Below are 22,656 nucleotides of genomic sequence, written 5' to 3' on the forward strand. Positions count from 1 at the left end.
GGAGAGTTCGACACCAGTCGACAGGTGTCGACACCCGTCGGAGGCCGGCGCCTGCCCATACGGATTGCGGCAAACGGTGGTTACCGACGGCTTGGAGACCACCGTTTGCGGCATCTCGAGCGGCCAACGGTTTCGAGCGTCCGGCCCGGCCTATGCTTGGCGTCCGTGCCAGAAGGACACACCATCCACCGCTTGGCGGCCCGGCACGCCGAGCTGTTCGCCGGCGACAAGGTGCACACCGCCAGCCCGCAGGGCCGGTTCACCGAGGGCGCGGCCCGGCTCACCGGCAGCATCCTCGACGGTACGGAGGCGTACGGCAAGCACCTGCTGCACCACTACGCCGGCGAGCTGACCCTGCACGTGCACCTCGGGCTGTACGGGAAGTTCGCCGACGGCCCCGGCGAGCCACCGCCCCCGGTGGGGCAGATCCGGCTGCGTCTCAACAGCGACCGGCACTGGCTCGACCTGCGTGGACCGACCGCCTGCGAACTGCTCACCCCGCCCGAGGTGGCGGCGCTGCGCGACCGGCTCGGCCCGGACCCGCTGCGCGCCGACGCCGACCCGGACCGGGCGTACGCGCGCATCCGGCGCGGCGGCACCCCGCTGGCGGCGCTGCTGCTGGACCAGTCGGTGGTGGCCGGCACCGGGCTGATCTTCGTGACCGAGGTGTTGTTCCGGGCCGGGCTGCCGCCCACCCTGCCCGGCCGCGAACTGACTCCGGCGGGCTGGCGGGAACTCTGGGCCGATCTGGTCGTGCTGATGACCCGCGCGGTCGAGCGGGGCCGGATCGACACCGTACGCGAGATCCACCTGCCGGAGGCGATGGGCCGGGCGCCCCGGGTCGACCGGCACGGCGGCGAGGTGTACGTCTACCGCCGCCCCGGCGCGCCCTGCCACGTCTGCGGCACCGGGGTCAGCCGGGGCGAGCTGGCCGGCCGCAACCTCTACTGGTGCGCCACCTGCCAGGCCGGCTGACCGCCGTCACTGCGCGTCGAGCAGCCAGCGGACCACCTCGACGTTGCCGGGGAACACCTGGTCCCCGCCGATGCTCCAGGCCGCGGTGTGCACGATCGTCCAGCCCCGTACCCGCTCCCGGTCGAGGCCCAGCTCGGCGCTGAGCCGGTCCAGCCGGTGCCGGACCGCTTCGGGCGAGTGCCCCAACTCCGCCCCGCGCACCATCGGCACCGGTGCGAACTCCCGCTCGCCGACCAGCGGCTTCGGGTCGATGGCCAGCCAGGGTTGCCGGGCCGCCCGGAGCACGTTGCCGGCGTGCAGGTCCTGGTTGACCAGCACCTGCTCGCCCTGGCTGGGCACCAGCTCGGCGAGCAGCCCGAGCGCGGCGTCCAGCAGCCGCCGCTCGTACGGGCGGTTGGCCCGCTCCCAGTTGGCCGGCATCCGTTCCGCCCATCCGGCCGCCTCCTCGGCGAGCGGGGTGAACGGCGGGCCGGCCGGCACGCCCAGCCGGGGGAGCAACTCGACCACCACGTCCAGGGCCGCGTCGAGGGGCAGCTCGTACAGCGGGGTGCCGGGCACGCAGCGTTCGACCAGCAGCGCCCGGCGATCCGGGTCGTGGGCCAGCAGCCGGATCGCGCCCCGGCCGGCCCAGTGTGCGAGCGCCGTCGCCTCGTGCACGCTGTCCTCGTCCGGATACTGGAGCTTCAGCACCGCCGCCGTGCCGTCGGGCAGCTCGGCCGGCACCGCGAGCGAGGCGAAGGCGTACCCGAACGGGCGTCCCGCCACCCGGAGCTCCCACCGGTCGACACACTCCGCCAGCCGCTTCGGCAGCACCGCCCGCCACGCCCGGCCGGCCGGGGTCCGCTCGGTCCACCGCAAGCTCTCAGGGATCTCCATCCGGTCATCCTGCGCGGCCCCCGCCCGTCCGGCCCAACCGATTCCCGGCGATGGCCGTCTTGTTGTATTTCGCCTGGTGCGCTGCCCCGGTAACATTCGGACGCATTCGGCCACCCATCCCCTAGGGACTGCCATGCCTCCACGCGACGACCCCGCTCCCGTGCAGAGCGCGCACGATCTGCTGACCCGGTGGTACGAGGACCATTACTCCACGACGGCCGCGACGGCGGACGGGTCGCTCTTCGAGCGTTACCTGCACCGGTCGATGGAGGCGCCGTACGGTCCGGAGGTGCGGTACGCCCGGGTGCTGGAGGTGGGCGGCAACCGCGGCGAGCACGTGCCGTACGTGCGGCACCAGTTCGACGAGTATCTGCTGACCGACCTGCGCGAGCCCCGCCCGACCGAGCGGGTGGCGGCGGATCCCCGGATCCGGGTGGCGGCCTGTGACGTGTCCGAGTTGCCGTACCCGGACGGCGGTTTCGACCGGGTGATCGCGACCTGCCTGCTGCACCACCTGCCCGACCCGTTCGCGGCACTGCGCGAGATGCGCCGGGTCGCCGCGCCCGGCGGCACCGTCACGATCCTGCTCCCGACCGACCCGGGCGTCGTGTACCGGCTGGGCAAGGCGCTCACCTCCGGTCGTGCCGCCCGCCGGCAGGGCATAGCCGACCTGTACCAGGTGGTCACCGCGCTCGACCACCGCAACCACTTCCCGTCCCTGCTGGCCCAGGTGCGACACGTCTTCGGCACCGACGGTGTCGCGGTCAGCTGGCGGCCGTTCCGGGTGCCCGGCTGGCACCTGAACGCGTTCAGCGTGGTGCACGCCCGGGTACGGGACGGCGCCGGCGCGGGCGCCTGACCTAGCATCGACTGCTATGGAATCCGCAGCGCCCGCGATCGCGCCCGAGACCGACGACGAGCCGGCAGGCGGGCCGAGACGCGCGCTCGTCTGGCGGGTGCTGCGGCACGAGTGGACGCTCGCCGTGCTCGGCGGCCTGCTGCTCGCGGTGGTGCTGACCTGGCCGACGCTGAAGCACCCGGCGTCCACGATCCCGGGTGACATCGGCGACCCGACCGTGCAGTCGTGGCAGATCGCGTGGGGTGGGCACGCGCTGCTGACCGATCCGCTGTCGCTGTGGGACTCCAACACGTTCTATCCCGAGCGGTACACGTACGCCTACTCGGACTCGCTGCTCGGCTACGCCCCGGCCGGTTTCATCGGCTCCGGCCTCGAGGCGACGATCGTCCGCTACAACATCATGTACGTGCTGCTGTACGCGCTGGCGTTCATCGGCGCGTACGCGCTGGTCCGCCAGCTCGGCGCGGGCCGGCTGGGCGCGGCGGTGGCCGGGGTGGCGTGGGCGTTCTCGCCGTGGCGGCTGGCGCACGGCGGCCACATGAACATCCTCTCCACTGGCGGCATCGCGCTCTCGCTGGCGATGCTGGCCCGCGGCCACGGCTGGTCCCTCACCGGCGGCTACCAGCCGGACAAACGCCGGCCCGGCTGGGTGGTGGCCGGCTGGCTGACCGCGGCGTGGCAGATCAGCCTCGGCTTCGCCATCGGCCTGCCGTTCGTGTACTTCCTGGTCGGCGCCTGCCTGGTCGCCGCCGGCACGTACGCGTTCTCGTGGTGGCGCAGGAAGGCGCGGCCGCCCTTCGGGCGCAGGCTGCTCGTCGCCGAGCTCGTGGGCGGCTCGCTGTTCGGCCTGGTCACGATCTCGCTCGCGATGACGTACCTGAAGGTCACCGAGCTCAACCCGGGCAGCAAGCGTGGCCTGGAGTGGACCATCATGTTCTCCCCGCCGGTGAAGGGTTTCTTCACCGCGCCCGCCGAGTCGTGGTTCTGGGGTGACCGGCACGCCGCCGCCCGCGAGCAGCTCACCTGGCCGCCGGAGATGGCGCTGCTGCCGGGCGTCTGCCTGATCGTGCTCGCCGCGGCCGGGCTGTTCTTCTCGATCTTCCCGGTGCGGCACCGGATCATGCTGGCCGTGGCCACCGTGGGCACCGCACTGCTCGGACTGGGCGCGACGCTGGGCGGGGACGGCGACCCCGGATACATCACGCTCTCCAAGCACCTGCCCGGCTGGGACGCGCTACGCACGCCGGGCCGGCTGATGATCTGGACCAGCCTCCTGCTCGCCGTCCTCGCCGCCGGCGCGATCAGCGAGGCGGTCCGCAACGCGGGCAGGCTCAGGGGGGCCGGCCGCGTCGTGGCACGGGTCGCGCTGGTCATCCCGCTGCTACTCGTGATCGGCGAGGGTGTGAACAAGACCGGCCACCCGCCCGTGCCGCAGCCGCCGGCCGCGTTCGCGCAGGCCCGCGAGCCGCTGCTGGTGCTGCCCGCGGCCGGGCTGGTCGAGCTGCACTACATGATGTGGACGGTCGACGGCTGGCCACGGATCACCAACGGCCTGGCCGGATTCGAGCCGGCCACCCAGGCGGAGACCCGGGCGGCCACCGCCACGTTCCCGGACCAGACCTCGATCGCCTACCTGCGCGGCATCGGCGTCAAGGACGTGCTCGTGCTGCCGGACTACCTGCCCGGCACCCCCTGGGACGGCGTGCCCAGCCGGCCGGTCGACGGCCTCGGCATCACCCGCGAGGACATCGGCAACGCGGTGCTCTATCGCCTCTGAAGCGGGTTCTGGTCGCCCGAACGGCGGCGCCTACGCCTACCCGGACGCTCAGCGGAGGCGGCGGATGTCGCCGTACGCCCGGTAGAACCCGCCGCGGCCGGACTCCCGGATCTCGGTGACCAGGTAGCGGGCACCCGGTTCCCGGATGCCCTTGGGGAACTGCACCGACCAGTCCCGCCGGTAGCCGTCCGAGAGCACGTGGATGCGCAGCCGGCCACCGTTCTCGACGCACTGCACCACCACGCCGGACCGGTCGTCGGTGGTCACCTCCACCGTGGTCCAGGCGGCCGGCTCGGGGAGTCGGGCCGGTGCCTTGACGTCCACGACCTCCGGCACGCTGCCCGCCTCGGCGGCCCGGATCGCCGGCTCGCTGGCGTCGATGCAGGCCAGGTGGCCGCTGGTGGTGACCACATAGAGCCGCTCCTGGTGATACTGCATCGAGTACGCGGAGCCGCAGCCGGTGCCGAGCTTCCACAGCCGGTTGCCGGCCGCGTCGAAGCAGTAGATCGAGGAGGCGTTGTCGCCGGCGAAGACGTACCGGCCGCCCTCGGCCGTCGCGCAGGAGAAGACCGCGGAGTCGCAGCGGTACGTCTGCTCGGCGCGCCCGTTCTTGCGCAGCCGCACCACCTCGCGGGAGCCGGTGCCGGCGAACACGGTGTCCCGCTCCTGCCAGCCGAAGAGCACCGCCCCGGTCCGGGTGTGCCACAGCTCCCGCCCGGTACGCCAGTCGTAGCCGGTGACGCCCTGGGTGTGACCGTGGTAGAGCGCGTCGCTGTCGCAGCGGACCATCCAGGCGTACCGGCCCTGCCCCGGCCGGCGCCAGAGGAACTCGTCCTCGTGGTCGACCGCGGCGATGCCACCCTCGCGGTCCGAGACGCCGAGCACCCCGTCGTGGATGTCCAGCCAGTAGATGTCGATGTCCGGGGCGATCGCGTACGCCACCCGGGGCACCTTGCCGGAGAGGTCGTAGACGTTGCCGTCGTCGCAGCCGGCGTAGATCCAGGCGTCGTCGGCGACGATGCACTTCACCCCGTCGGGGAGCCGGACCTGGTTCAGCACCCGAGCGTCGTGGCCCAACGTGGTGATCACCCCGTGCTCGTTGCCGACCATGCAGTGCTGCCCGTCGACGAAGATGCCGAACGCGGGCGCGCCCGAGTCGTACCGCCAGAGGACGGGGGCGGTGCGGGCGGTGGAGCGGGTGCTGACGATCTGCCGGCGGGAGACCGACCGTCTCTGGCGTACGCCGCGTACCGCCGGGGCGTACCCCTTGCGGACCTTCTCGCCGATCTTCTTCGCGGCGGCGGCCCGGGCGCGGGCGTTGTCCGGGTAGTTGCTGGTCTTGACCTGGCCCTGGTCGCCGATCCGGCCGTAGCGCACGGTCATCGCGGTGTCCTCCACCACGACCTCGTAGAACTTGTGCGCTCCTCCGTCCACTTCAGACAGTTCGAGGTAGGTCGTCTCCTGCGACATGGAATGCCTCCGAGGAAAAGGGGGCCGGAACCGGCACCGCGACAGCGCCCACACGCTAACCGCGCCCACCGACAAGAGCGGGTGTCAGAAGGGGCCCCTGCTATGCGGCAGGCGTTAAGAGGGGGCCCTTCGTTACCGGGTGAGGGCGTCGACGGCCTTGCGGGCGGCGATCAGCACGGGATCCCAGACCGGGGCGTACGGCGGGGCGTAGCCGAGGTCCAGTGCCGTCATCTCGTCCACCGTCATTTCGTTCCACAGCGCCACGGCCAGGGCGTCGATCCGCTTGGCCGCCTCGGACCAGCCGACGATCTGTGCCCCGAGCAGCCGGCCGCTGGGCCGCTCGGCGATCAGCTTGACCGTCATCGGCCGGGCGCCCGGGTAGTAGCCGGCCCGGCTGGTCGACTCGGCGATCACCGAGACGAACTCGAAGCCGGCCGCCAGCGCGTCCCGCTCCCGCAGCCCGGTCCGCCCCACCTCCAGGTCGCAGACCTTGGTCACGGACGTGCCGATCACCCCGGGAAACGTGGCGTACCCGCCACCGATGTTGATCCCGGCGACCCGGCCCTGCTTGTTGGCGTGGGTGCCCAGGGGGATGTGCACCGGCATCCCGCTGACCCGGTGCAGGGTCTCCACGCAGTCGCCGGCCGCCCAGACGCCGGGCACCCCGGGCACCCGCATCCGGCGGTCGGTGCGCACTCCACCGGTGGGGCCGATCGGCAGGCCGGCGGCGTCCGCGAGCGCGGAGTTCGGGCGGATGCCGAGACCGAGCACCACGACGTCGGCGGCGATCGGCCCCGACGAGGTGTCCACCACGGCGATCCGGCCGTCCCGCTCCCGCAGGTCGGTGACCGTCACGCCGGTACGGATGACGATGCCGACCCCGCGCATCGCGGTGGAGACCAGCTCGGCCAACTCCGGATCCACGGTGGACATCGGCTGGGCGGCCTGCTCGAGCAGCTCGACCGAGAGCCCGCGCTGGAGCAGCGCCTCGGCCATCTCCACGCCGATGTAGCCGCCGCCGACCACCACCGCGCGGCGGGGCCGGGGCTCGCCTTCCAACCAGTCGAGCAGTGCCGTGCCGTCGTCGAGGGTCTGCACGCCGAACACCCCGGCGACGCCGGCGCACGCCCACTCGGGCCGCTCCGGCCTCGCTCCGGTGGCGTACACCAGGGTGTCGTACCGCTCGCGGACCTCGCCGCCGCCCGCCAGATCGCGGGCGACCACCTCGCGGCGGCCCAGGTCGATGGCGGTGACCTCGTGCCGCAGCCGGACGTGGATGTCGTACCTCTCCCGGAAGGTGGCCGGGTCGCGGGCGACGAGCTGATCCCGGTCCGGCACCACCCCGCTGATCCAGTACGGGATGCCGCAGGCGGAGTACGAGGTGAAGTGGCCCCGCTCGAAGGTGACGATCTCCAGCTCGTCGGGGTCACGACGGCGGCGGGCCTGGGAGGCGGCCGCCATTCCGGCCGCGTCCCCGCCGACGACGACCAGCCGTTCCGCCACGAGGTCCATCCTGACACGCGGGAATCGACCGCGGGCCGCTCCCGCCGAGGCTCACCCGGGTCGCCGGACACGCCCGCCACCAGCTTGGTCAGCCGGCCGATCGTTGCCGGCGCGCCTACGATGGGGCCGGCCGGCGTCACCGCCGACAGCCAGGGAGGCCGCATGACTCCGAGCAGCACGTCGCGGAGGGTGACCGAGGCCCGGGGTACCGACCGGGACTGGCGACGACAGGTGCCCCGGGGCTTCGCCACCCTGCTCTGGGTCGTGGCGGTGGTCTGCGCGCTGGCGGCGCTGAGCAGCGCCTTCCGGACGGGTTTCCAGCCGGTCCGCACCGCGATCGACGCCCTGCTGGTGCCCGCGCCGGCCAACCTGGCGTACGCGGTCTTCCTCGGCACCCTGGCCTCGGCGGTGCTGCGGCGCAAGCGGCTGGCGTACTGGGTGCTGGTGGCGTACTTCAGCCTCACCTTGATCGTCGGCGTGCTGGCCGGGGTGCTGCTGCTGGTGATCGGCAGCAACCGGCTCAACGCCGCCGCCGGGCAGCGGCTCTTCACCACCCTGGAGACCGTCGGGGTGTGGGTCGGCATCGCCTTCGCCGCCGGCGCGCTGGCCCTCCTGCTCGCCGCGCGGCGGGAGTTCTACGCGCGGGTACGCAGCGGCAGCACCTGGCGGGCGCTCGGCGTCTTCCTCGGCCTGGCGGCGGTCTCGGTCGGGTTCGGCTACCTGCTGCTCCTGGTCGAGCCGGGCAGCCTGCGCACCTGGTCGGACCGGCTCGGGTACGCGGTCGAGAAGGTGTTCGGTGGCGCGATCACGCTCGACGTGACCCGCCGGGGCCAGGCGCCCGGCTGGGTCAACCTGCTGCTCGGACTCTTCGGCGCGATCGCCTTCGTCGCCGGCCTGTTCACCCTGCTCCGGTCCCAGCGCGCCAACGCCGTGCTGCACCCCGACGAGGAGCAGCGGATCCGCGAGCTGCTCGCCCGGCACGGCGAGCGGGACTCCCTCGGCTACTTCGCCACCCGGCGGGACAAGGCCGCCGTCTTCTCGCCGAGCGGTAAGGCGGCGATCACCTACCGGGTGGTCAACGGGGTCAGCCTGGCCAGCGGCGACCCGGTGGGCGATCCCGAGGCGTGGGGCCCGGCCATCGAGGCGTGGCTCGGGCAGGCCCGCGCGTACGCCTGGATCCCGGCGGTGATGGGCACCGGGGAGGCCGGGGCCCGGGCGTACCAGCGGCACGGGTTGAAGGTGCTGCACCTGGGCGACGAGGCGATCCTGCTGACCCGCGAGTTCGACCTGGACGGGCGGGACATGCGGCCGGTACGCCAGGCGGTGCACCGGGTGGAACGCGCCGGCTACGTCGCCCGGACCCGGCGGCACGCCGAGATACCGCCGGAGGAGATGGCCCGGCTGGCCGGGCTGGCCAGCGCCTGGCGGGACACCGAGAACGAGCGGGGCTTCTCGATGGCGCTGGGCCGGCTCGGCGACCCGGCCGACGGCGACTGCGTGCTGGTCGACGCCCGGGACGCCGAGGGCCGGGTACGGGCGCTGCTGTCGCTGAGCCCGTGGGGTGCGAACGGGCTCTCGCTGGACCTCATGCGCCGGGATCGGGCGGCCGAGAACGGGATCACGGAGTTCCTGGTGGCCGCGCTGCTGGGCGCCGCCCCCCGGCTGGGCGTCGAGCGGGTGTCGCTGAACTTCGCGGTGTTCCGCTCGGTCTTCGAGCAGGGCGCGCGGATCGGCGCCGGTCCGGTCATCCGGCTCTGGCGGCACGCCCTGCTTTTCTTCTCCCGCTGGTGGCAGCTCGAGTCGCTCTACCTGTCCAACGCCAAGTACCAGCCGAACTGGCTGCCCCGCTACCTCTGCTTCGCCGAGCGCCGGGAGCTGGCCCGGGTGGGCATCGCGGCGGCGATCGCGGAGGGCTTCCTCGCCCTGCCCGGCGGGCGGCCCACCCCGCTGTACGGGGTCCCGCCGCCCGGCGGCGGGGTGCGCTTCGTGCCGCCGGCCGCCGCGACGGTCCGGGCCGTACCGCCGGAGCCGGCCCCGACCGGGCGTCCCGAGCAGGTCCGGGTACGCCTGGCCAAGCTGGACCGGTTGCGCGCCGGCGGGGTCGACCCGTACCCGGTGGGCTATCCCCGGACGCAGAGCTGCGCGGCGGTGCGGGAGCGGCACGCCGGGCTGGCCCCGGACACCGGGACGGGGGAGACCGTGGCGGTGGCCGGCCGGGTGCTGCTGGTCCGCGACCACGGCGGGGTGCTGTTCGCCACGGTCCGGGACGGCAGTGGTGACCTCCAGCTCATGTTGGAGCACGACCTGGACCGCTGGCGGGCCGCGATCGACATCGGCGACCACGTCGGGGCCACCGGCGAGGTGTACGCGACGCGGCACGACGAGGTGTCGGTCCGGGTCGCCGACTGGCGGCTCACCGCCAAGTGCCTGCGCCCGCTGCCGGACAAGCACCACGGGCTGGCCGACCCGGAGGCCCGGGTCCGGCAGCGCTACCTGGACCTGGCCATCAACGCCGAGGCGCGGGAACTGCTCCGGGCGCGCGGCGCGGCCCTGCACAGCCTGCGTTCCGGGCTCGTCGGGCGGGGCTTCCTGGAGGTGGAGACGCCGATCCTCCAGCGGGTGCACGGCGGCGCCAACGCCCGCCCGTTCGTCACCCACAGCAACGCGTACGACCTGCGGCTCAGCCTGCGGATCGCGCCGGAGCTCTACCTGAAGCGGCTGGCCGTGGGCGGGGTCGAGCGGGTGTACGAGCTGGGCCGGGCGTTCCGCAACGAGGGCGTCGACCACAGTCACAACCCGGAGTTCACCGTGCTGGAGGCGTACCAGGCGTACGCCGACTACCACGACATGCGGGAGCTGGCCCGGGAGCTGATCGTCGCGGCGGCGGTGGCGGTGCACGGCACCCCGGTGGCCCGCCGTCCCGGCGGCGAGCCGGTCGACCTCGGCGGTGAGTGGCCGGTGCGGACGGTCAACGTCGCGGTTTCCGCCGCGCTGGGCGAGGAGGTCACCGCCGACACCGAGCTGGGCACCCTGCGTAAGCTCTGCGATTCCGCCGGCGTGCCGTACGACCCGGGCTGGGGGCGCGGCGCGGTGCTGCTGGAGCTGTACGAGCGGCTCGTCGAGGCGCGGACCGAGGGGCCGACGTTCTACCTGGACTTCCCGACCGAGGTGTCCCCGCTGACCCGGCAGCACCGGCACGACCCGCGGCTGGCCGAGCGGTGGGACCTGGTGGCGTTCGGGCTGGAGCTGGGCACCGCGTACACCGAGCTGGTCGACCCGACCGAGCAGCGGCGCCGGCTCACCGAGCAGTCGCTGCGGGCGGCCGGCGGCGACCCGGAGGCGATGGAGCTGGACGAGGACTTCCTCACCGCGCTGGAGTACGCGATGCCGCCGACCGGCGGACTCGGCCTCGGCGTGGACCGGCTGATGATGCTGCTGACCGGCCGCTCCATCCGGGAAACCCTCCCCTTCCCCCTGCTCCGCGACTCCTGACCCGCCTCCCCGCTTCGTTGCCCCGACGTCGTTGATCAAGAGGTTTGCGTCCTGATCCGGCGGATTCCCGACGCGACCTCCTTGATCAACGCGACCGGCGGCGACGGCCTCGACCACGCCGGCTCGCCGGGCCTGCTGCACGAGCGGCTGGCCGGCGTACCGCTGGGTTGGCGCCTCGGCGACGGGCTCTCCGGCCCGGTGCTGGCGGTCTTCGGGCTGTTGCTGGTGGCCCTGCTCGCGCTGGCCTGGTGGTCGTCCCGCCGGGCCCGCCGCGCGGCCGCGGCCGCCGGAACGCCCGCCGAAGGTCCGACCGCCGTCCTGGGCCGGCTGGTGCCGCTGCTGCCGTTCACCACCGTGCTGGTGGCCCTGGTGGTGCCGTTGGCGGCGGTGCTTTACCTGGTCACCACCACCGGGTGGACCGCCCTGGAGCAGGCCGTCCTGCGCCGTCCGCAGCCGGCAGGCATCGACAGACGTTGACAAGTGCGGGGGCGGGGCGTACAAATCGCAACCAGAGAGCGCTCTCTCGCCCCGTCCCCGCAGAGAGGCAATCCGATGAATCCTGTCCTGGCGGCGTCCGCCGCCCCGTCCGCCGTGCGCCGATCGCGCCGGCGGCTCTCCCTGGCGGCGGCCGTGGTCGCCACCACCACCGCGCTGGCCGCCGTCTCGATGACCGCGAACGCCGCCGTACCGCCGCCGCCGTCCGGCTGGAACCTGGTGTGGAGCGACGACTTCACCGGCGCCGCCGGCACGCTGCCCTCGTCCGCCAACTGGATCATCGACACCGGCACCAGCTACCCGGGGGGTCCGGCCAACTGGGGCACCGGCGAGATCCAGACGTACACCTCGAACACCGCCAACGTCAGCCAGGACGGCGCTGGCAACCTGCGGATCACCCCGCTGCGGGACGGCGCCGGCCGGTGGACCTCGTCCCGGATCGAGACCGTCCGGACCGACTTCAAGCCGCCGGCCGGGGGCGTCCTGGCCCTGGAGGGGCGGATCCAGATGCCGAACGTCACCGGCGCGGAGGCGGCCGGCTACTGGCCGGCGTTCTGGGCCCTCGGCTCGCCGTACCGGGGCAACTACCAGAACTGGCCGGGCGTCGGCGAGTTCGACATCATGGAGAACGTCAACGGGATCAACTCGGTCTGGGGGGTGCTGCACTGCGGCGTCGCCCCCGGTGGGCCGTGCGACGAGTTCAACGGCATCGGCACCTCGCGGGCCTGCCCGGGCAGCAGCTGCCAGTCGGCGTTCCACACGTACCGCTTCGAGTGGGACGCCTCGGTCAGCCCGCAGCAGCTCCGCTGGTACGTCGACGGCCAGCTCTTCCACTCGGTCAGCCAGAGCCGGGTCGGCGACCCGTACTGGGGGCAGATGACCAACCACGGCGGCTACTTCATGCTGCTCAACGTGGCGATGGGCGGCAGCTTCCCGAACGGGGTGGCCGGCGGCGGCACGCCGACCTCGGCCACCGTCTCCGGCCGGCCGATGCTGGTCGACTACGTGGCCGCCTACACCCGGGGCGGCGGCAACCCGCCCCCGACCACCCCGCCGCCGCCGACCACGCCGCCGCCCGGCGGTGCGGTGGACGCGTACTCGACCATCCAGGCCGAGGCGTTCAACGCCCAGAACGGGGTGCAGGTGGAGACGTGCTCCGAGGGTGGGCAGGACATCGGCTGGCTGAGCAACGGTGACTGGGCCCGCTACGACAACGTCGACTTCGGTGCCACCCCGCCGAAGGATTTCCTGGCCCGGGTCGCCTCAGGCGCGCCGGCCGGGGTGAGCGGGCTGGTCGAGGTCCGGGTGGACAGCGCGACCAGCGCGCCGATCGGCAGCTTCGCGGTAGCCAACACCGGTGGCTGGCAGACCTGGCGCTCGGTGCCCGGCAACGTCAGCGCGGTGACCGGCCGGCACACCGTCTACCTGACCTTCTCCAGCGGCCAGCCCGCCGACTTCGTCAACGTCAACTGGTTCACCTTCCGCCGCTGACCGCAGGCGCGGGGCCCCTCCTCCGGGAGGGGCCCCGCTTCATGTCAGGCCGCCCTCTGGACAGAAACAGTTAACAGTCTTAATAATATGCGTGACGTCGACGGTCGTGAATGCCTTGCAGGTCGGCCCGGCCAGGCCGGCACCTCCCACCACAACGGTCCCTGGAGGACGCCGTGAGACTCCGCCCCACTCGCGTGGCGACATTCGCCGCCGCGCTCGCCACCGCCCTGGTCGCGGCCACCGTCGTGGCCGCGCCTCCCGCCTCCGCCGCCACCGCCGCCTTCACCCGCGTCTCCAGTTGGGGTACGGGATACGAGGCGAAGTTCACCGTCAAGAACGACACCTCCTCGACCATCACCTCGTGGAACGTCCAGTTCGACCTGCCCGCCGGCAGCAGCCTCGGCGTCTACTGGGACGCCCTGCTGACCGCCTCCGGCCAGCACGTCACCGCGGTCAACCAGTCCTGGAACGGCACCCTCGCCCCGGGCGCCAGCACCACCTTCGGCTTCAACGTCAACGGCAACGGCGACCCGACCAACTGCACCGTCAACGGCGGTTCGTGCACCGGCGGTGGCGGCGGCAACCCGGGGGCCCCGGCCACCCCCGGCGGCCTGCGGGTCACCGGCACCACCAACACGTCGGTCTCACTGGCCTGGAACGCCGTGTCCGGCACGGTCACCGGCTACCGGGTGTACGACGGTGCCAGCGTGAAGGCCACCGTCACCGGCACCTCGGCCACCGTCTCCGGCCTCGCCGCCTGCTCGACGTACAGCTACACGGTGACCGCGTACAACGCCAGCGGGGAGTCGGCGAAGTCGGCGGCCGTGCCGGCCACCACCACCGGCTGCACCGGCGGCGGCACCGGCGCGATGGCCGCCGCGCCCTACCTCTACCCCGGCTGGGGCGACCCGCCCGCGCCGTCCACGGTGATGAGCGCGACCGGGGTCAAGTGGTTCACCATCGCGTTCGTGCTCTCCGGCGGCGGCTGCACGCCGGCCTGGGACGGCAGCGGCCCACTCACCGGCGGCGCGCACGCCAACACCATCGCCGCGATCCGGGCGGCCGGCGGTGACGTGATCCCGTCCTTCGGCGGCTGGAGCGGCAACAAGCTCGGCCCGAACTGCTCCTCGGCCAGCGCCCTCGCCGGGGCCTACCAGCAGGTCATCAACGCGTACGGGCTGAAGGCCATCGACATCGACATCGAGAACACCGACGAGTTCGAGAACGAGGCGGTGCAGGACCGGATCCTCGGCGCCTTGAAGATCGTCAAGCAGAACAACCCGGGGATCAAGACGATCGTCACCATCGGTACGTCGACCACCGGCCCGTCCTGGTGGGGCACCCGGCTGATCAACCAGGCCGCCGCGCTCGGCGCCAACGTCGACGTCTTCACCATCATGCCGTTCGACTTCGGTGGCGGCGCGAACATGTACCAGAACACGGTCAACGCGGCCGAGGGGCTGAAGAACGCGCTCAAGACCGCGTTCGGCTGGTCCGACGCCACCGCCTACACCCACATGGGCATCTCCGGCATGAACGGCCTCTCCGACCAGCAGGAGCTGACCTCCCCGGCCACCTGGACCCAGATCCGGGACTGGGCCAAGGCCCGTGGGCTGGCCCGGTTCACCTTCTGGTCGGTCAACCGGGACCGGTCCTGCCCGGGCGGCGGCGTGGTCTCCAACTGCTCCGGCATCGCCCAGAACCCCTGGGAATTCACCACCATCACCGCCAGGTTCTGACCACCCCCAACCTGCCCCTGGCCCCGCCCCTGCCCGGGCGGGGTCAGGGGTGGAGGGTGGGGTCGGCCGGGGTCTGGTGCCAGGCGGTGAAGTGGACCAGTAGGGCGTCGCGGGTGGGGGAGCAGCAGTAGGGGCCGGCCGAGGCGACGGCCGCGGGGTCCAGCGGGGCCAGCCGGACCAGCCGCCACGGCTCGCGGTCCACCCGGGCCCGTACCGTCAGCGCGTCCCCGGCCCGGCTGACCCGGACGGTCACCTCCCGCCCCGACCACTCCGGCACCGGGGCGACCGACCAGTCCGACACCTCGTCGGTGACCACCGCGCCGACCTGCGGCTGGCCGTCGCTGACCTCGACCCCGGCCTTGGTCCACCGCCGGTCGTCCACCCGGACCAGGACCCCGGCCTGATCGAACTGCGCGCCGTAGTCGAGGCGGAAGCTGACCTCCACCGCGCTGTCCACAGGGAACGGCGCCAGCAACGCCGACCCGTCGTCGTGTACGAAGCCGTAGCTGGTCCGCCGCCAGAAGTCGCTGCCCCCGTGCGGCTCGACCAGCAGTCCGTCGGCGGACTCGTCGGCGCGTACCGGCGGGTTCAGCCAGGTGCCGGTGGACCAGTCGACGGGGTGGCTGTCATGGCTCATGCCGGCACCGTACCCGCCCGGCGCCCACAGAGGAGGGCCGGTTTGCCGGAGCCCCGCAGGGGAGAAGTAGACCGGGCATGGGCGAGAGGTGGTACCAGGAGGCGGTCGTCTACTGCCTCGACATCGACACGTACGCGGACTCGAACGGCGACGGGGTGGGCGACATCCGCGGCCTCATCGGCCGGCTGGACTACCTGGCCCGGCTCGGCGTGACCTGCCTGTGGCTGCATCCGATCCACCCGTCCCCGCGGCGGGACGGCGGCTACGACGTCACCGACTTCTACAACGTGGACCCGCGCCTGGGCAGCCTCGGCGACTTCGCGGAGCTGCTGCACCAGGCGCAGAACCGGGGCGTCCAGGTGATCATCGACCTGGTCGTCAACCACACCTCGGACGAGCACCCCTGGTTCCAGTCCGCGCGCTCCTCGCCCGATTCGCCCCACCGGGACTGGTACGTCTGGTCGGCGAAGGCGCCGTCCGACCGCCATCAGGGCATGGTCTTCCCCGGCGAGCAGACCGAGACGTGGAGCTACGACCGCACCGCCAAGGCCTGGTACTACCACCGCTTCTACGACTTCCAGCCGGACCTCAACGTCGCCAACCCGCACGTCCGGGCCGAGATCAAGAAGATCATGTCGTTCTGGCTCCAGCTCGGCGTCTCCGGGTTCCGGATGGACGCCGTCCCATTCATCATCGAGCTGACCGAGCCGGGCAACCCGGACTCGACGAAGGACCTGGACTTCCTCACCGAGCTGCGCCAGTACGTGCAGTGGCGGCGGGGCGACGCGATCCTGCTGGCCGAGGCGAACGTCGAGCCCGACCAGCTCCCGACGTACTTCGGCGACAGCGGCGGCTCGGCCAACCGGATCCACATGCTCTTCGACTTCATGCTCAACGGGCGGCTGATGCTCGCCCTCGCCCGCAAGGACCCGGAGCCGGTGATCGAGGCGCTGCGGGACACCCCGGCGCTGCCCGCGGGCGGGCAGTGGGCGACCTTCCTGCGTAACCACGACGAGATCGACCTGTCCCGGCTCACCGCGGAGCAGCGCAACCAGGTGTACGAGCAGTTCGGCCCCGACGAGGACATGCGCCTCTACGGTCGGGGCATCCGCCGCCGGCTCGCCCCGATGCTGGGCAACGACCGCCGGCGGATCGAGCTGGCGTACGCGCTCCAGTTCTCGCTGCGCGGCACGCCGGTGCTGCGTTACGGCGAGGAGATCGGCATGGGCGAGGACCTGTCGCTGCCCGGCCGGGAGGCGATCCGGACCCCGATGCAGTGGTCGTACCAGGAGAACGGCGGGTTCTCCACGGCCGACCCGGAGAAGCTGGTCCGTCCGGTGGTCGACAAGGGCGAGTACGGCTACCAGCGGGTCAACGTGACCGCCCAGCGCAGGGACCCGAGGTCGCTGCTGGGCTGGTTCGAGCGGATGATCCGTACCCTCCGGGAGGCCCCGGAGGTCGGCTCGGGCACCACCTCCCACATCGACGTGCCGATGCCGCCCGGGGTGCTCGCGCACCGCGCCGACGGGCCGACCGGGGCCATGGTGTTCCTGCACCACCTCGGCACCGAGGACGTCGAGGTCGACCTGGGCATCCTCGCCCTCGAGGCGGACCTGCCGATCGACGTGTTCACCGACCGCAACTACGCGGACGTCGGCAAGCTGGACCGCCTCAAGCTCGCCGGCTACGGCTACCGGTGGATCCGGCTCTGCCGGGGCAACGGCCTGTGACGGCGGGACCGGCGTTAAGCTCCTTCGATCGGGACCAAGTTACCGGGAGGTAATCATGTCGGAGGAGCCCCGCGTCGCCATCGTGACCGGAGCCGCACGCGGCATCGGCGCGGCCACCGCCCGCCGGCTGGCCGCCGACGGCATGGCCGTCGCCGTGGTCGACATCGAGGAGGCGGTAACCAAGGAGACCGTGGACGCCATCGTCGCCGCCGGAGGCCGGGCCCTCGGGATCGGTGCCGACGTCTCCGACCGGGCCCAGGTGGAGGCCGCCGTCGAACGGGTCGCCGCCGAGTTGGGCGCGCCGGGCGTACTGGTCAACAACGCCGGGGTGCTCCGCGACAACCTGCTGTTCAAGATGACCGACGCCGACTGGGACACCGTCATGGGGGTGCACCTGCGCGGGGCGTTCCTGTTCAGCCAGGCCGCCCAGAAGCACATGGTCGAGCGGAAGTGGGGCCGGATCGTCAACCTCTCCAGCACCTCGGCGCTGGGCAACCGGGGCCAGGCGAACTACGCCGCGGCCAAGGCCGGCCTGCAGGGCTTCACCAAGACCCTCGCCATCGAGCTGGGCCCGTTCGGGGTGACCGTCAACGCGGTCGCGCCCGGCTTCATCGTCACCGACATGACCGCGGCCACCGCGGCCCGGATGAAGGTCGACTTCGCGGCGCTCCAGCAGCACGCCGCCGCCGAGATCCCGGTCCGCCGCACCGGCCGGCCGGAGGACGTCGCGCACACCATCTCGTTCCTGGTCTCCGAGGGCGCGTCCTTCGTCTCCGGCCAGGTCATCTACGTCGCCGGCGGCCCCAAGGACTGACCGTGTCGCCGTCCCGCCCGGTCCCCGCCGCGCGGGACGGCACCCGGCCGGAGAGGACCCGGGCGGGGCCGGGACCGTCAGGCCGGGTCGCGGCGGGTGCGCCAGAGCCAGTACAGGCCGAGCATCGGCAGGACCAGCGGGATGTAGCCGTAGCCGCTGCCGAACCCGGACCAGACGGTCGCGTCCGGGAAGAGCGCCTTGTCGGCCACGCTGAGGACGCCGACCGCGACCACCCCGAGCAGTTCCACCGAGAGACAGGCCAGGGCGACCCGGCGACCCGTGTGACCGGCCCGGCCCAGTCCGACCGCCGCCACGATGTAGATCAGCGCGGCCACCGCGGAGAGCAGGTACGCCACCGGCGCCTGGTCGAACTTGGTGGCGATCTGCAGGCCCGCCCGCGAGGTCGCGGCGATGGCGAAGAGGATGTAGACCGCGATCAGCAGCCGGCCCGGTCCCCGGTTCGTCGTACGCGGCTCAGCCACCGACGACCTCCCAGGTCTGCTGGAGGCGGACCACCACGACCGGGGTGACCAGGCAGACCGCGCAGACGATGGCCGAGCCCCACCGGGTCGGCTCCATCCGGGCCAGCACCCAGGCCAGCGGCGGCAGGCAGACCAGCGTCACCAGGTAGCCGAAGAACGCGCCCGGCTCGCCCGGCCGCTCGCCGCCGCCGATCGCCACCAGGGCCAGCACGGAGAGCGCCAGCAGCACCGCCTCCAGCGCGGCCAGCCCGACGAACTGGAGCCGGTCCGGTGCCCGGTGGCGCAGCGCCGCCACCAGAGCCCAGGCGGCGATGACGAGCGACAGCACGATCGCGACGGTCGCGAGGATCCCGTCCACCGGCGAGCCGGCCGCCGCGGCGCTGGTCATCGACGCCACCGGCGAAGCAGTCCCATTCACCGGCACAGCCTACTAAGGGTCGTAGTAGCCACCGTCGCCCGGCTCGCCCGGCGGCCGGCGCGGATCGCGGGCGAGGTCGCCTGCCGCGTCGGGGCGGTGTGGCACCGGCCGGACGACTACCGTGGATCACGGCCACGGGCTTACGCCGTGGTGGACGACGATGGCAGGGGGACACGTGCTGCGGTTCGGCTTGTTCGGCACCGGCTACTGGGCGGCGGAGACGCACGCCGCGGCCATCGACGCCCACCCGAAGGCCGAGCTGGCCGGGGTCTGGGGCCGGGACCCGGAGAAGGCCGCCGCGCTGGCCGTCCGGCACGGCGTACCCGCCTTCGGCGACGTCGACGAGCTGCTCGCCGCCTGTGACGCGATCGCGGTCGCGCTGCCGCCGGACGTGCAGGCCGAGATCGCCGTCCGGGCCGCCGCCGCGGGGCGGCACCTGCTGCTGGACAAGCCGCTGGCGTTGAGCCTCGCCGAGGCCGACCGGGTGGTCGCCGCCGCGCAGGCGTCCGGGGTGGCCTCGGTGGTCTTCTTCACCCAGCGTTTCCACCCGAACGTCACCGGCTTCCTCGCCTCGACGGCGGCGGCCGGCGGTTGGCAGCACGCCCGGGCCACCATGTTCGCCTCGATCTTCCAGCCGGGGAACCCGTACGGGAACTCGCCGTGGCGGCGGGAGCGGGGCGCGCTCTGGGACATCGGCCCGCACGCGCTGTCGCTGATCCTGCCCGTGCTCGGCCGGGTAAACCGGGTGGCCGCGATGGACGGCCCGAGCGGCCTGGTGCACCTGCTGCTCACCCACGACGGCGGCGCCACCAGCACCCTCTCGCTCACCCTGGACGCGCCGGCCGAGGCGACCACCCACGACTTCGTCTTCTTCGGCGAGAACGGCACCGAGACCGTCCCGCCCGGCGACGGCAGTGCCCTCCAGGCGTTCGGCACGGCGATCGACCAGCTGCTGGAGGAGGTCGAGGCGGGCACCCGGGACCACCGCTGCGACGTCCGGTTCGGCCGGGAGGTGGTGGCGGTGCTCGACGCCGCCGAGACCGCGCGCGCCCAGGGCCGCACGGTCGACCTCTGAGCCGGAAATCGCCTGGTGCGGTGGCGGGCGGGCCGCTAGCCTGGCCGCCATGTGTACGCATGCCCTGATCGACGTGGCCGTCACGCCGGCCGCGCGGGGCCTCCTCCTGGTCGCCCGTCCGCGAGTCCGGCGTCCGGCCCTGGCCGGCCGGAACGCCCACCGCGCCTGACCTGACCGTCCGCACCGCCGGCCCGTGAACCGGGCCGGCCGTCGCCTGCCGCCTGCCGGTGGCAGGTCCGGTGCCGCCGGCCCCGACGCGGGTCCGGTGACTGCCGCGTGTCGCCTTCGCGTTCCGCCGACTCTCCAGGGTCGTCCGAGTCCCGATTCCACTCGGACAGGCCCCGCTCCGCGCTGCCTGTCCGTACCGTCGCCGTCCGGCGACAGACAGGACGATCTTGTGGCGCCCCGCCGACCCCGTACCACCGCACGCGACCGGTCCCGTCGCGTACTGTCCCAGAACTTCCTCGCCGATCCGGCCGCCGTCGCGCGGATGGTCCGGGCGGCCCGCCCCGGCCCGGACGACCTGCTGCTGGAGGTGGGCGCCGGAGACGGCCGGCTGACCCGGCCGCTCGCCGCCCGCTGCCGCCGGTTGATCGCGTACGAGGTCGACCCGGCCGTCCTGCCGGGGCTGGCCGCGGTCTGCGCGGACCTGCCGCGGGTCCAGATCCAGGCGGCCGACTTCCTCGCCGCCGATCCGCCCGCCGAGCCGTTCGCCGTGGTCGGCAACATTCCCTGGTCACTCACCGCCGCCGTGGTCCGGTGGTGCCTCGCCGCGCCCGGCCTGCGGTCGGCGACCCTGCTCACCCAGCTCGCGTACGCCCGCAAGCGCACCGGCGACCACGGCCGGTGGAGCCGCCTCACCGTGCTCAGCTGGCCCGAGCACCACTGGCGGCTGGCCGGCCGGGTGCCCCGCACCGCGTTTCGCCCGGTGCCCGCCGTGGACGGGGGCATCCTGCGCATCGAACGCCGCCCGGAGCCGCTGCTGCCCCGGGCGGCCCTGCCCGCGTACCGGAGGATGGTGGACCTCGGCTTCGGCGGGGTCGGCGGCTCGCTCGCGGCCTCGCTGCGTGCCGCCCACCCGCGCCGCCGGGTCGAGGGTGCGCTGCGTGCCGCCCGGCTCGATCCGGACATTCCGGTTGGCCTGGTCTGGCCGGAGCAGTGGCTGGTGGTGTTCCGGCTGCTGCACGCCGTCGATCCGGGGCTCAGGCCAACGTCTTCAGCGCCGCGTCCAGTTCGGCGGGGGAGGCGAACTCCTCCGCCGGCAGCGCCTTGAGCATCTGCAGCGTTTCGGTGCTGCCGCCGTTCTCCTGCCACCAGCGGACGAGATCCTCGCGGGAGACCGGGTAGTCGAGCCCGGCCAGGAATTCCTGCCACTGCATCCCGGTGACCGTCATACCGGCCGGCTACCCGCTCCGCCCGCAGGTAAGCAGGGGCCCCTTGTTATCGCCTCGCGATAACAAGCGGACCTTCCCTGCCTCCGGCGGGCGGTTTGCCCGGGCGGGTCCGGGGGTAGCCGCGGGCATGCTGGTACAGCGACTCGGCGCGCCGAGCGACTTCGACCCGCTGCTGGACCGCGTCCGGGACGCCCGGATCGTGATGATCGGGGAGGCGACGCACGGCAGCTACGACTACTACCGGCTGCGCGAGCAACTGACCCGGCGGCTCATCGCCGAGCAGGGCTTCGACTTCGTCGCGGTGGAGGGGGACTGGCCGGACTGCGACCGGGTGCACAGCTCGGTGACGGGCGGGAGGGGCGGGTTGGCCGATCCGCAGGTCGCGCTGGAGCGCTTCGAACGCTGGCCGACCTGGATGTGGGCCAACGCCGAGGTGGCCCGCTTCTGCCGCTGGCTGCGGGCCTGGAACCTGGACCGCCCCGAGGCGGAGCGGGCCGGCTTCCACGGGCTGGACGTCTACAGCCTGTGGGAGTCCATGCAGGCCATCTTCGACTACCTGGGCGAGGAGGATCCGTCCTCGCTGGAGGCGGCACAGGAGGCGTACCGCTGTTTCGAGCCGTACGGCAAGCGGTTCGAGGAGTACGCCACGGCCAGCCGGTTCGTCTCGGCCCGGTGCGAGGAGGAGGTCGTCCGGCTGCTGGCGCGTACCCGGGAACAGGCCGCCACCGACGGCGCGGACCGCTTCGCGGCCTGGCAGAACGCGGCGGTGGTGGCCGGCGCGGAGCGCTACTACCGGGCGATGGTCGGCGGTGGTCCGGAGTCGTGGAACGTCCGGGACACCCACATGACCGACACCCTGGACCGGCTGCTCGACCGCTACGGCCCGGACTCCCGGGGCATCGTCTGGGCACACAACACCCACGTCGGTGACGCCCGGGCCACCGACATGGCGGCGGACGGGATGGTCAACATCGGCCAGCTCGCCCGGGAGCGGTACGGCCGGGACGCGGTGGCGTTGGTCGGCTTCGGCAGCTATCGGGGCACGGTGATCGCCGCGCCGCGTTGGGGCTCGCCGGCCGAGACGATGGTGGTGCCGCCGGCCCGGGAGGGCTCGGTGGAGCGGCGGCTGCACGAGCTGATGCCGGAGCGGGCGCTGCTGGTCTTCGGCGGCCCGGACCAGCCCGAGTGGGTCACCGGGGAGGCCGATCACCGGGCCATCGGGGTGGTCTACGACCCGAGCTTCGAGTCCTGGGGCAACTACGTGCCCACCCGGCTGGCCGACCGCTACGACGCCTTCATCTGGTGTGACGAGTCAACCCCGCTGCACCCCCTCCCGGCCCTGGCCGCCCCCGGCGAGGCCGAAACCTACCCCGCCGGCGTCTAACCCGACCCTCTTCCTTCCGGCCCGCGCGCGGAAGTCGGCCGATCA

18 protein-coding genes and 1 pseudogene are annotated in these 22,656 nt (G+C 73.1%); 12 read left to right on the forward strand and 7 right to left on the reverse strand.

What is annotated here, in order from left to right; genetic code table 11:
- Positions 1-165: 165 nt before the first annotated feature.
- Positions 166-975, forward strand: coding sequence for an Fpg/Nei family DNA glycosylase (locus tag ACIRG9_RS21985; protein ID WP_402858815.1), 810 nt, complete (start codon positions 166-168; stop codon positions 973-975).
- A gap of 6 nt (positions 976-981) precedes the next feature.
- Here the strand turns inward: ACIRG9_RS21985 and ACIRG9_RS21990 are convergent, their stop codons facing one another.
- Positions 982-1,851 (reverse strand): aminoglycoside phosphotransferase family protein, encoded by an 870-nt coding sequence (locus ACIRG9_RS21990; protein WP_402858818.1) that lies wholly within the window; start codon positions 1,849-1,851, stop codon positions 982-984.
- 133 nt (positions 1,852-1,984) lie between these two features.
- On the opposite strand from ACIRG9_RS21990, the gene ACIRG9_RS21995 reads away from it, so the two are divergent.
- Together ACIRG9_RS21995 and ACIRG9_RS22000 are read left to right on the forward strand one after the other, a co-directional pair.
- Positions 1,985-2,710: a class I SAM-dependent methyltransferase gene (locus ACIRG9_RS21995; RefSeq protein ID WP_402858821.1), complete on the forward strand. Its 726-nt coding sequence runs from the start codon at positions 1,985-1,987 to the stop codon at positions 2,708-2,710.
- Positions 2,711-2,726: 16 nt separating this feature from the next.
- A complete protein-coding gene (locus ACIRG9_RS22000; RefSeq protein WP_402858824.1) occupies positions 2,727-4,487 on the forward strand; it encodes a hypothetical protein in 1,761 nt (586 codons plus the stop codon).
- A 48-nt stretch (positions 4,488-4,535) separates the two neighbouring features.
- Here ACIRG9_RS22000 and ACIRG9_RS22005 read toward each other — a convergent pair whose 3' ends face one another.
- Positions 4,536-5,957 (reverse strand): WGR domain-containing protein, encoded by a 1,422-nt coding sequence (locus tag ACIRG9_RS22005; protein ID WP_402858827.1) that lies wholly within the window; start codon positions 5,955-5,957, stop codon positions 4,536-4,538.
- 132 nt (positions 5,958-6,089) lie between these two features.
- Entirely contained in the window at positions 6,090-7,460 is a 1,371-nt protein-coding gene (locus ACIRG9_RS22010; protein WP_402858830.1) for an FAD-dependent oxidoreductase, read from the reverse strand.
- A gap of 162 nt (positions 7,461-7,622) precedes the next feature.
- Between ACIRG9_RS22010 and lysX the strand changes: the two genes are divergently transcribed.
- The 4 genes from lysX to ACIRG9_RS22030 all read left to right on the forward strand — a co-directional run bounded on the left by lysX (position 7,623) and on the right by ACIRG9_RS22030 (position 14,677).
- On the forward strand, positions 7,623-10,952 hold the full coding sequence (gene lysX / locus ACIRG9_RS22015) for a bifunctional lysylphosphatidylglycerol synthetase/lysine--tRNA ligase LysX (RefSeq protein ID WP_402858833.1): 3,330 nt from the start codon (positions 7,623-7,625) through the stop codon (positions 10,950-10,952).
- 81 nt (positions 10,953-11,033) lie between these two features.
- Positions 11,034-11,429, forward strand: a complete 396-nt coding sequence (locus tag ACIRG9_RS22020; protein WP_402858836.1) for a hypothetical protein — start codon at positions 11,034-11,036, stop codon at positions 11,427-11,429.
- Between the two features lie 75 nt (positions 11,430-11,504).
- Positions 11,505-12,938: a carbohydrate-binding protein gene (locus tag ACIRG9_RS22025; RefSeq protein ID WP_402858839.1), complete on the forward strand. Its 1,434-nt coding sequence runs from the start codon at positions 11,505-11,507 to the stop codon at positions 12,936-12,938.
- A gap of 194 nt (positions 12,939-13,132) precedes the next feature.
- Positions 13,133-14,677: a cellulose binding domain-containing protein gene (locus tag ACIRG9_RS22030; protein WP_402858842.1), complete on the forward strand. Its 1,545-nt coding sequence runs from the start codon at positions 13,133-13,135 to the stop codon at positions 14,675-14,677.
- 43 nt (positions 14,678-14,720) lie between these two features.
- Here ACIRG9_RS22030 and ACIRG9_RS22035 read toward each other — a convergent pair whose 3' ends face one another.
- Positions 14,721-15,314 (reverse strand): DUF1349 domain-containing protein, encoded by a 594-nt coding sequence (locus tag ACIRG9_RS22035; protein WP_402858845.1) that lies wholly within the window; start codon positions 15,312-15,314, stop codon positions 14,721-14,723.
- 77 nt (positions 15,315-15,391) lie between these two features.
- On the opposite strand from ACIRG9_RS22035, the gene ACIRG9_RS22040 reads away from it, so the two are divergent.
- A complete protein-coding gene (locus ACIRG9_RS22040; protein ID WP_402858848.1) occupies positions 15,392-17,044 on the forward strand; it encodes an alpha-amylase family protein in 1,653 nt (550 codons plus the stop codon).
- 55 nt (positions 17,045-17,099) lie between these two features.
- Positions 17,100-17,858 (forward strand): 3-oxoacyl-ACP reductase FabG, encoded by a 759-nt coding sequence (gene fabG, locus ACIRG9_RS22045; RefSeq protein ID WP_402858851.1) that lies wholly within the window; start codon positions 17,100-17,102, stop codon positions 17,856-17,858.
- 77 nt (positions 17,859-17,935) lie between these two features.
- Here fabG and ACIRG9_RS22050 read toward each other — a convergent pair whose 3' ends face one another.
- Both ACIRG9_RS22050 and ACIRG9_RS22055 read right to left on the reverse strand, forming a co-directional pair.
- Entirely contained in the window at positions 17,936-18,340 is a 405-nt protein-coding gene (locus ACIRG9_RS22050; protein WP_402858854.1) for a hypothetical protein, read from the reverse strand.
- Entirely contained in the window at positions 18,333-18,728 is a 396-nt protein-coding gene (locus ACIRG9_RS22055; protein WP_402859436.1) for a hypothetical protein, read from the reverse strand. The genes ACIRG9_RS22050 and ACIRG9_RS22055 overlap by 8 nt, the downstream gene beginning before the upstream one ends.
- Before the next feature lie 190 nt (positions 18,729-18,918).
- Between ACIRG9_RS22055 and ACIRG9_RS22060 the strand changes: the two genes are divergently transcribed.
- The gene (locus tag ACIRG9_RS22060) at positions 18,919-19,833 is read left to right on the forward strand and encodes a Gfo/Idh/MocA family protein (RefSeq protein WP_402858857.1); all 915 of its coding nucleotides are present in this window, start codon (positions 18,919-18,921) and stop codon (positions 19,831-19,833) included.
- A gap of 397 nt (positions 19,834-20,230) precedes the next feature.
- Positions 20,231-21,016, forward strand: a pseudogene (gene erm, locus ACIRG9_RS22065) (ErmE/ErmH/ErmO/ErmR family 23S rRNA (adenine(2058)-N(6))-methyltransferase); the annotation flags it as partial.
- 19 nt (positions 21,017-21,035) lie between these two features.
- Here the strand turns inward: erm and ACIRG9_RS22070 are convergent.
- The gene (locus tag ACIRG9_RS22070; protein ID WP_402858860.1) at positions 21,036-21,227 is read right to left on the reverse strand and encodes a DUF2795 domain-containing protein; all 192 of its coding nucleotides are present in this window, start codon (positions 21,225-21,227) and stop codon (positions 21,036-21,038) included.
- A gap of 127 nt (positions 21,228-21,354) precedes the next feature.
- Here ACIRG9_RS22070 and ACIRG9_RS22075 point away from each other — a divergent pair, with 127 nt between their 5' ends.
- Entirely contained in the window at positions 21,355-22,611 is a 1,257-nt protein-coding gene (locus tag ACIRG9_RS22075) for an erythromycin esterase family protein (RefSeq protein ID WP_402858863.1), read from the forward strand.
- Positions 22,612-22,656 lie beyond the last annotated feature (45 nt).

Source organism: Micromonospora sp. NPDC093277 (assembly GCF_044765245.1).
Taxonomy (GTDB): Bacteria; Actinomycetota; Actinomycetes; order Mycobacteriales; family Micromonosporaceae; genus Micromonospora.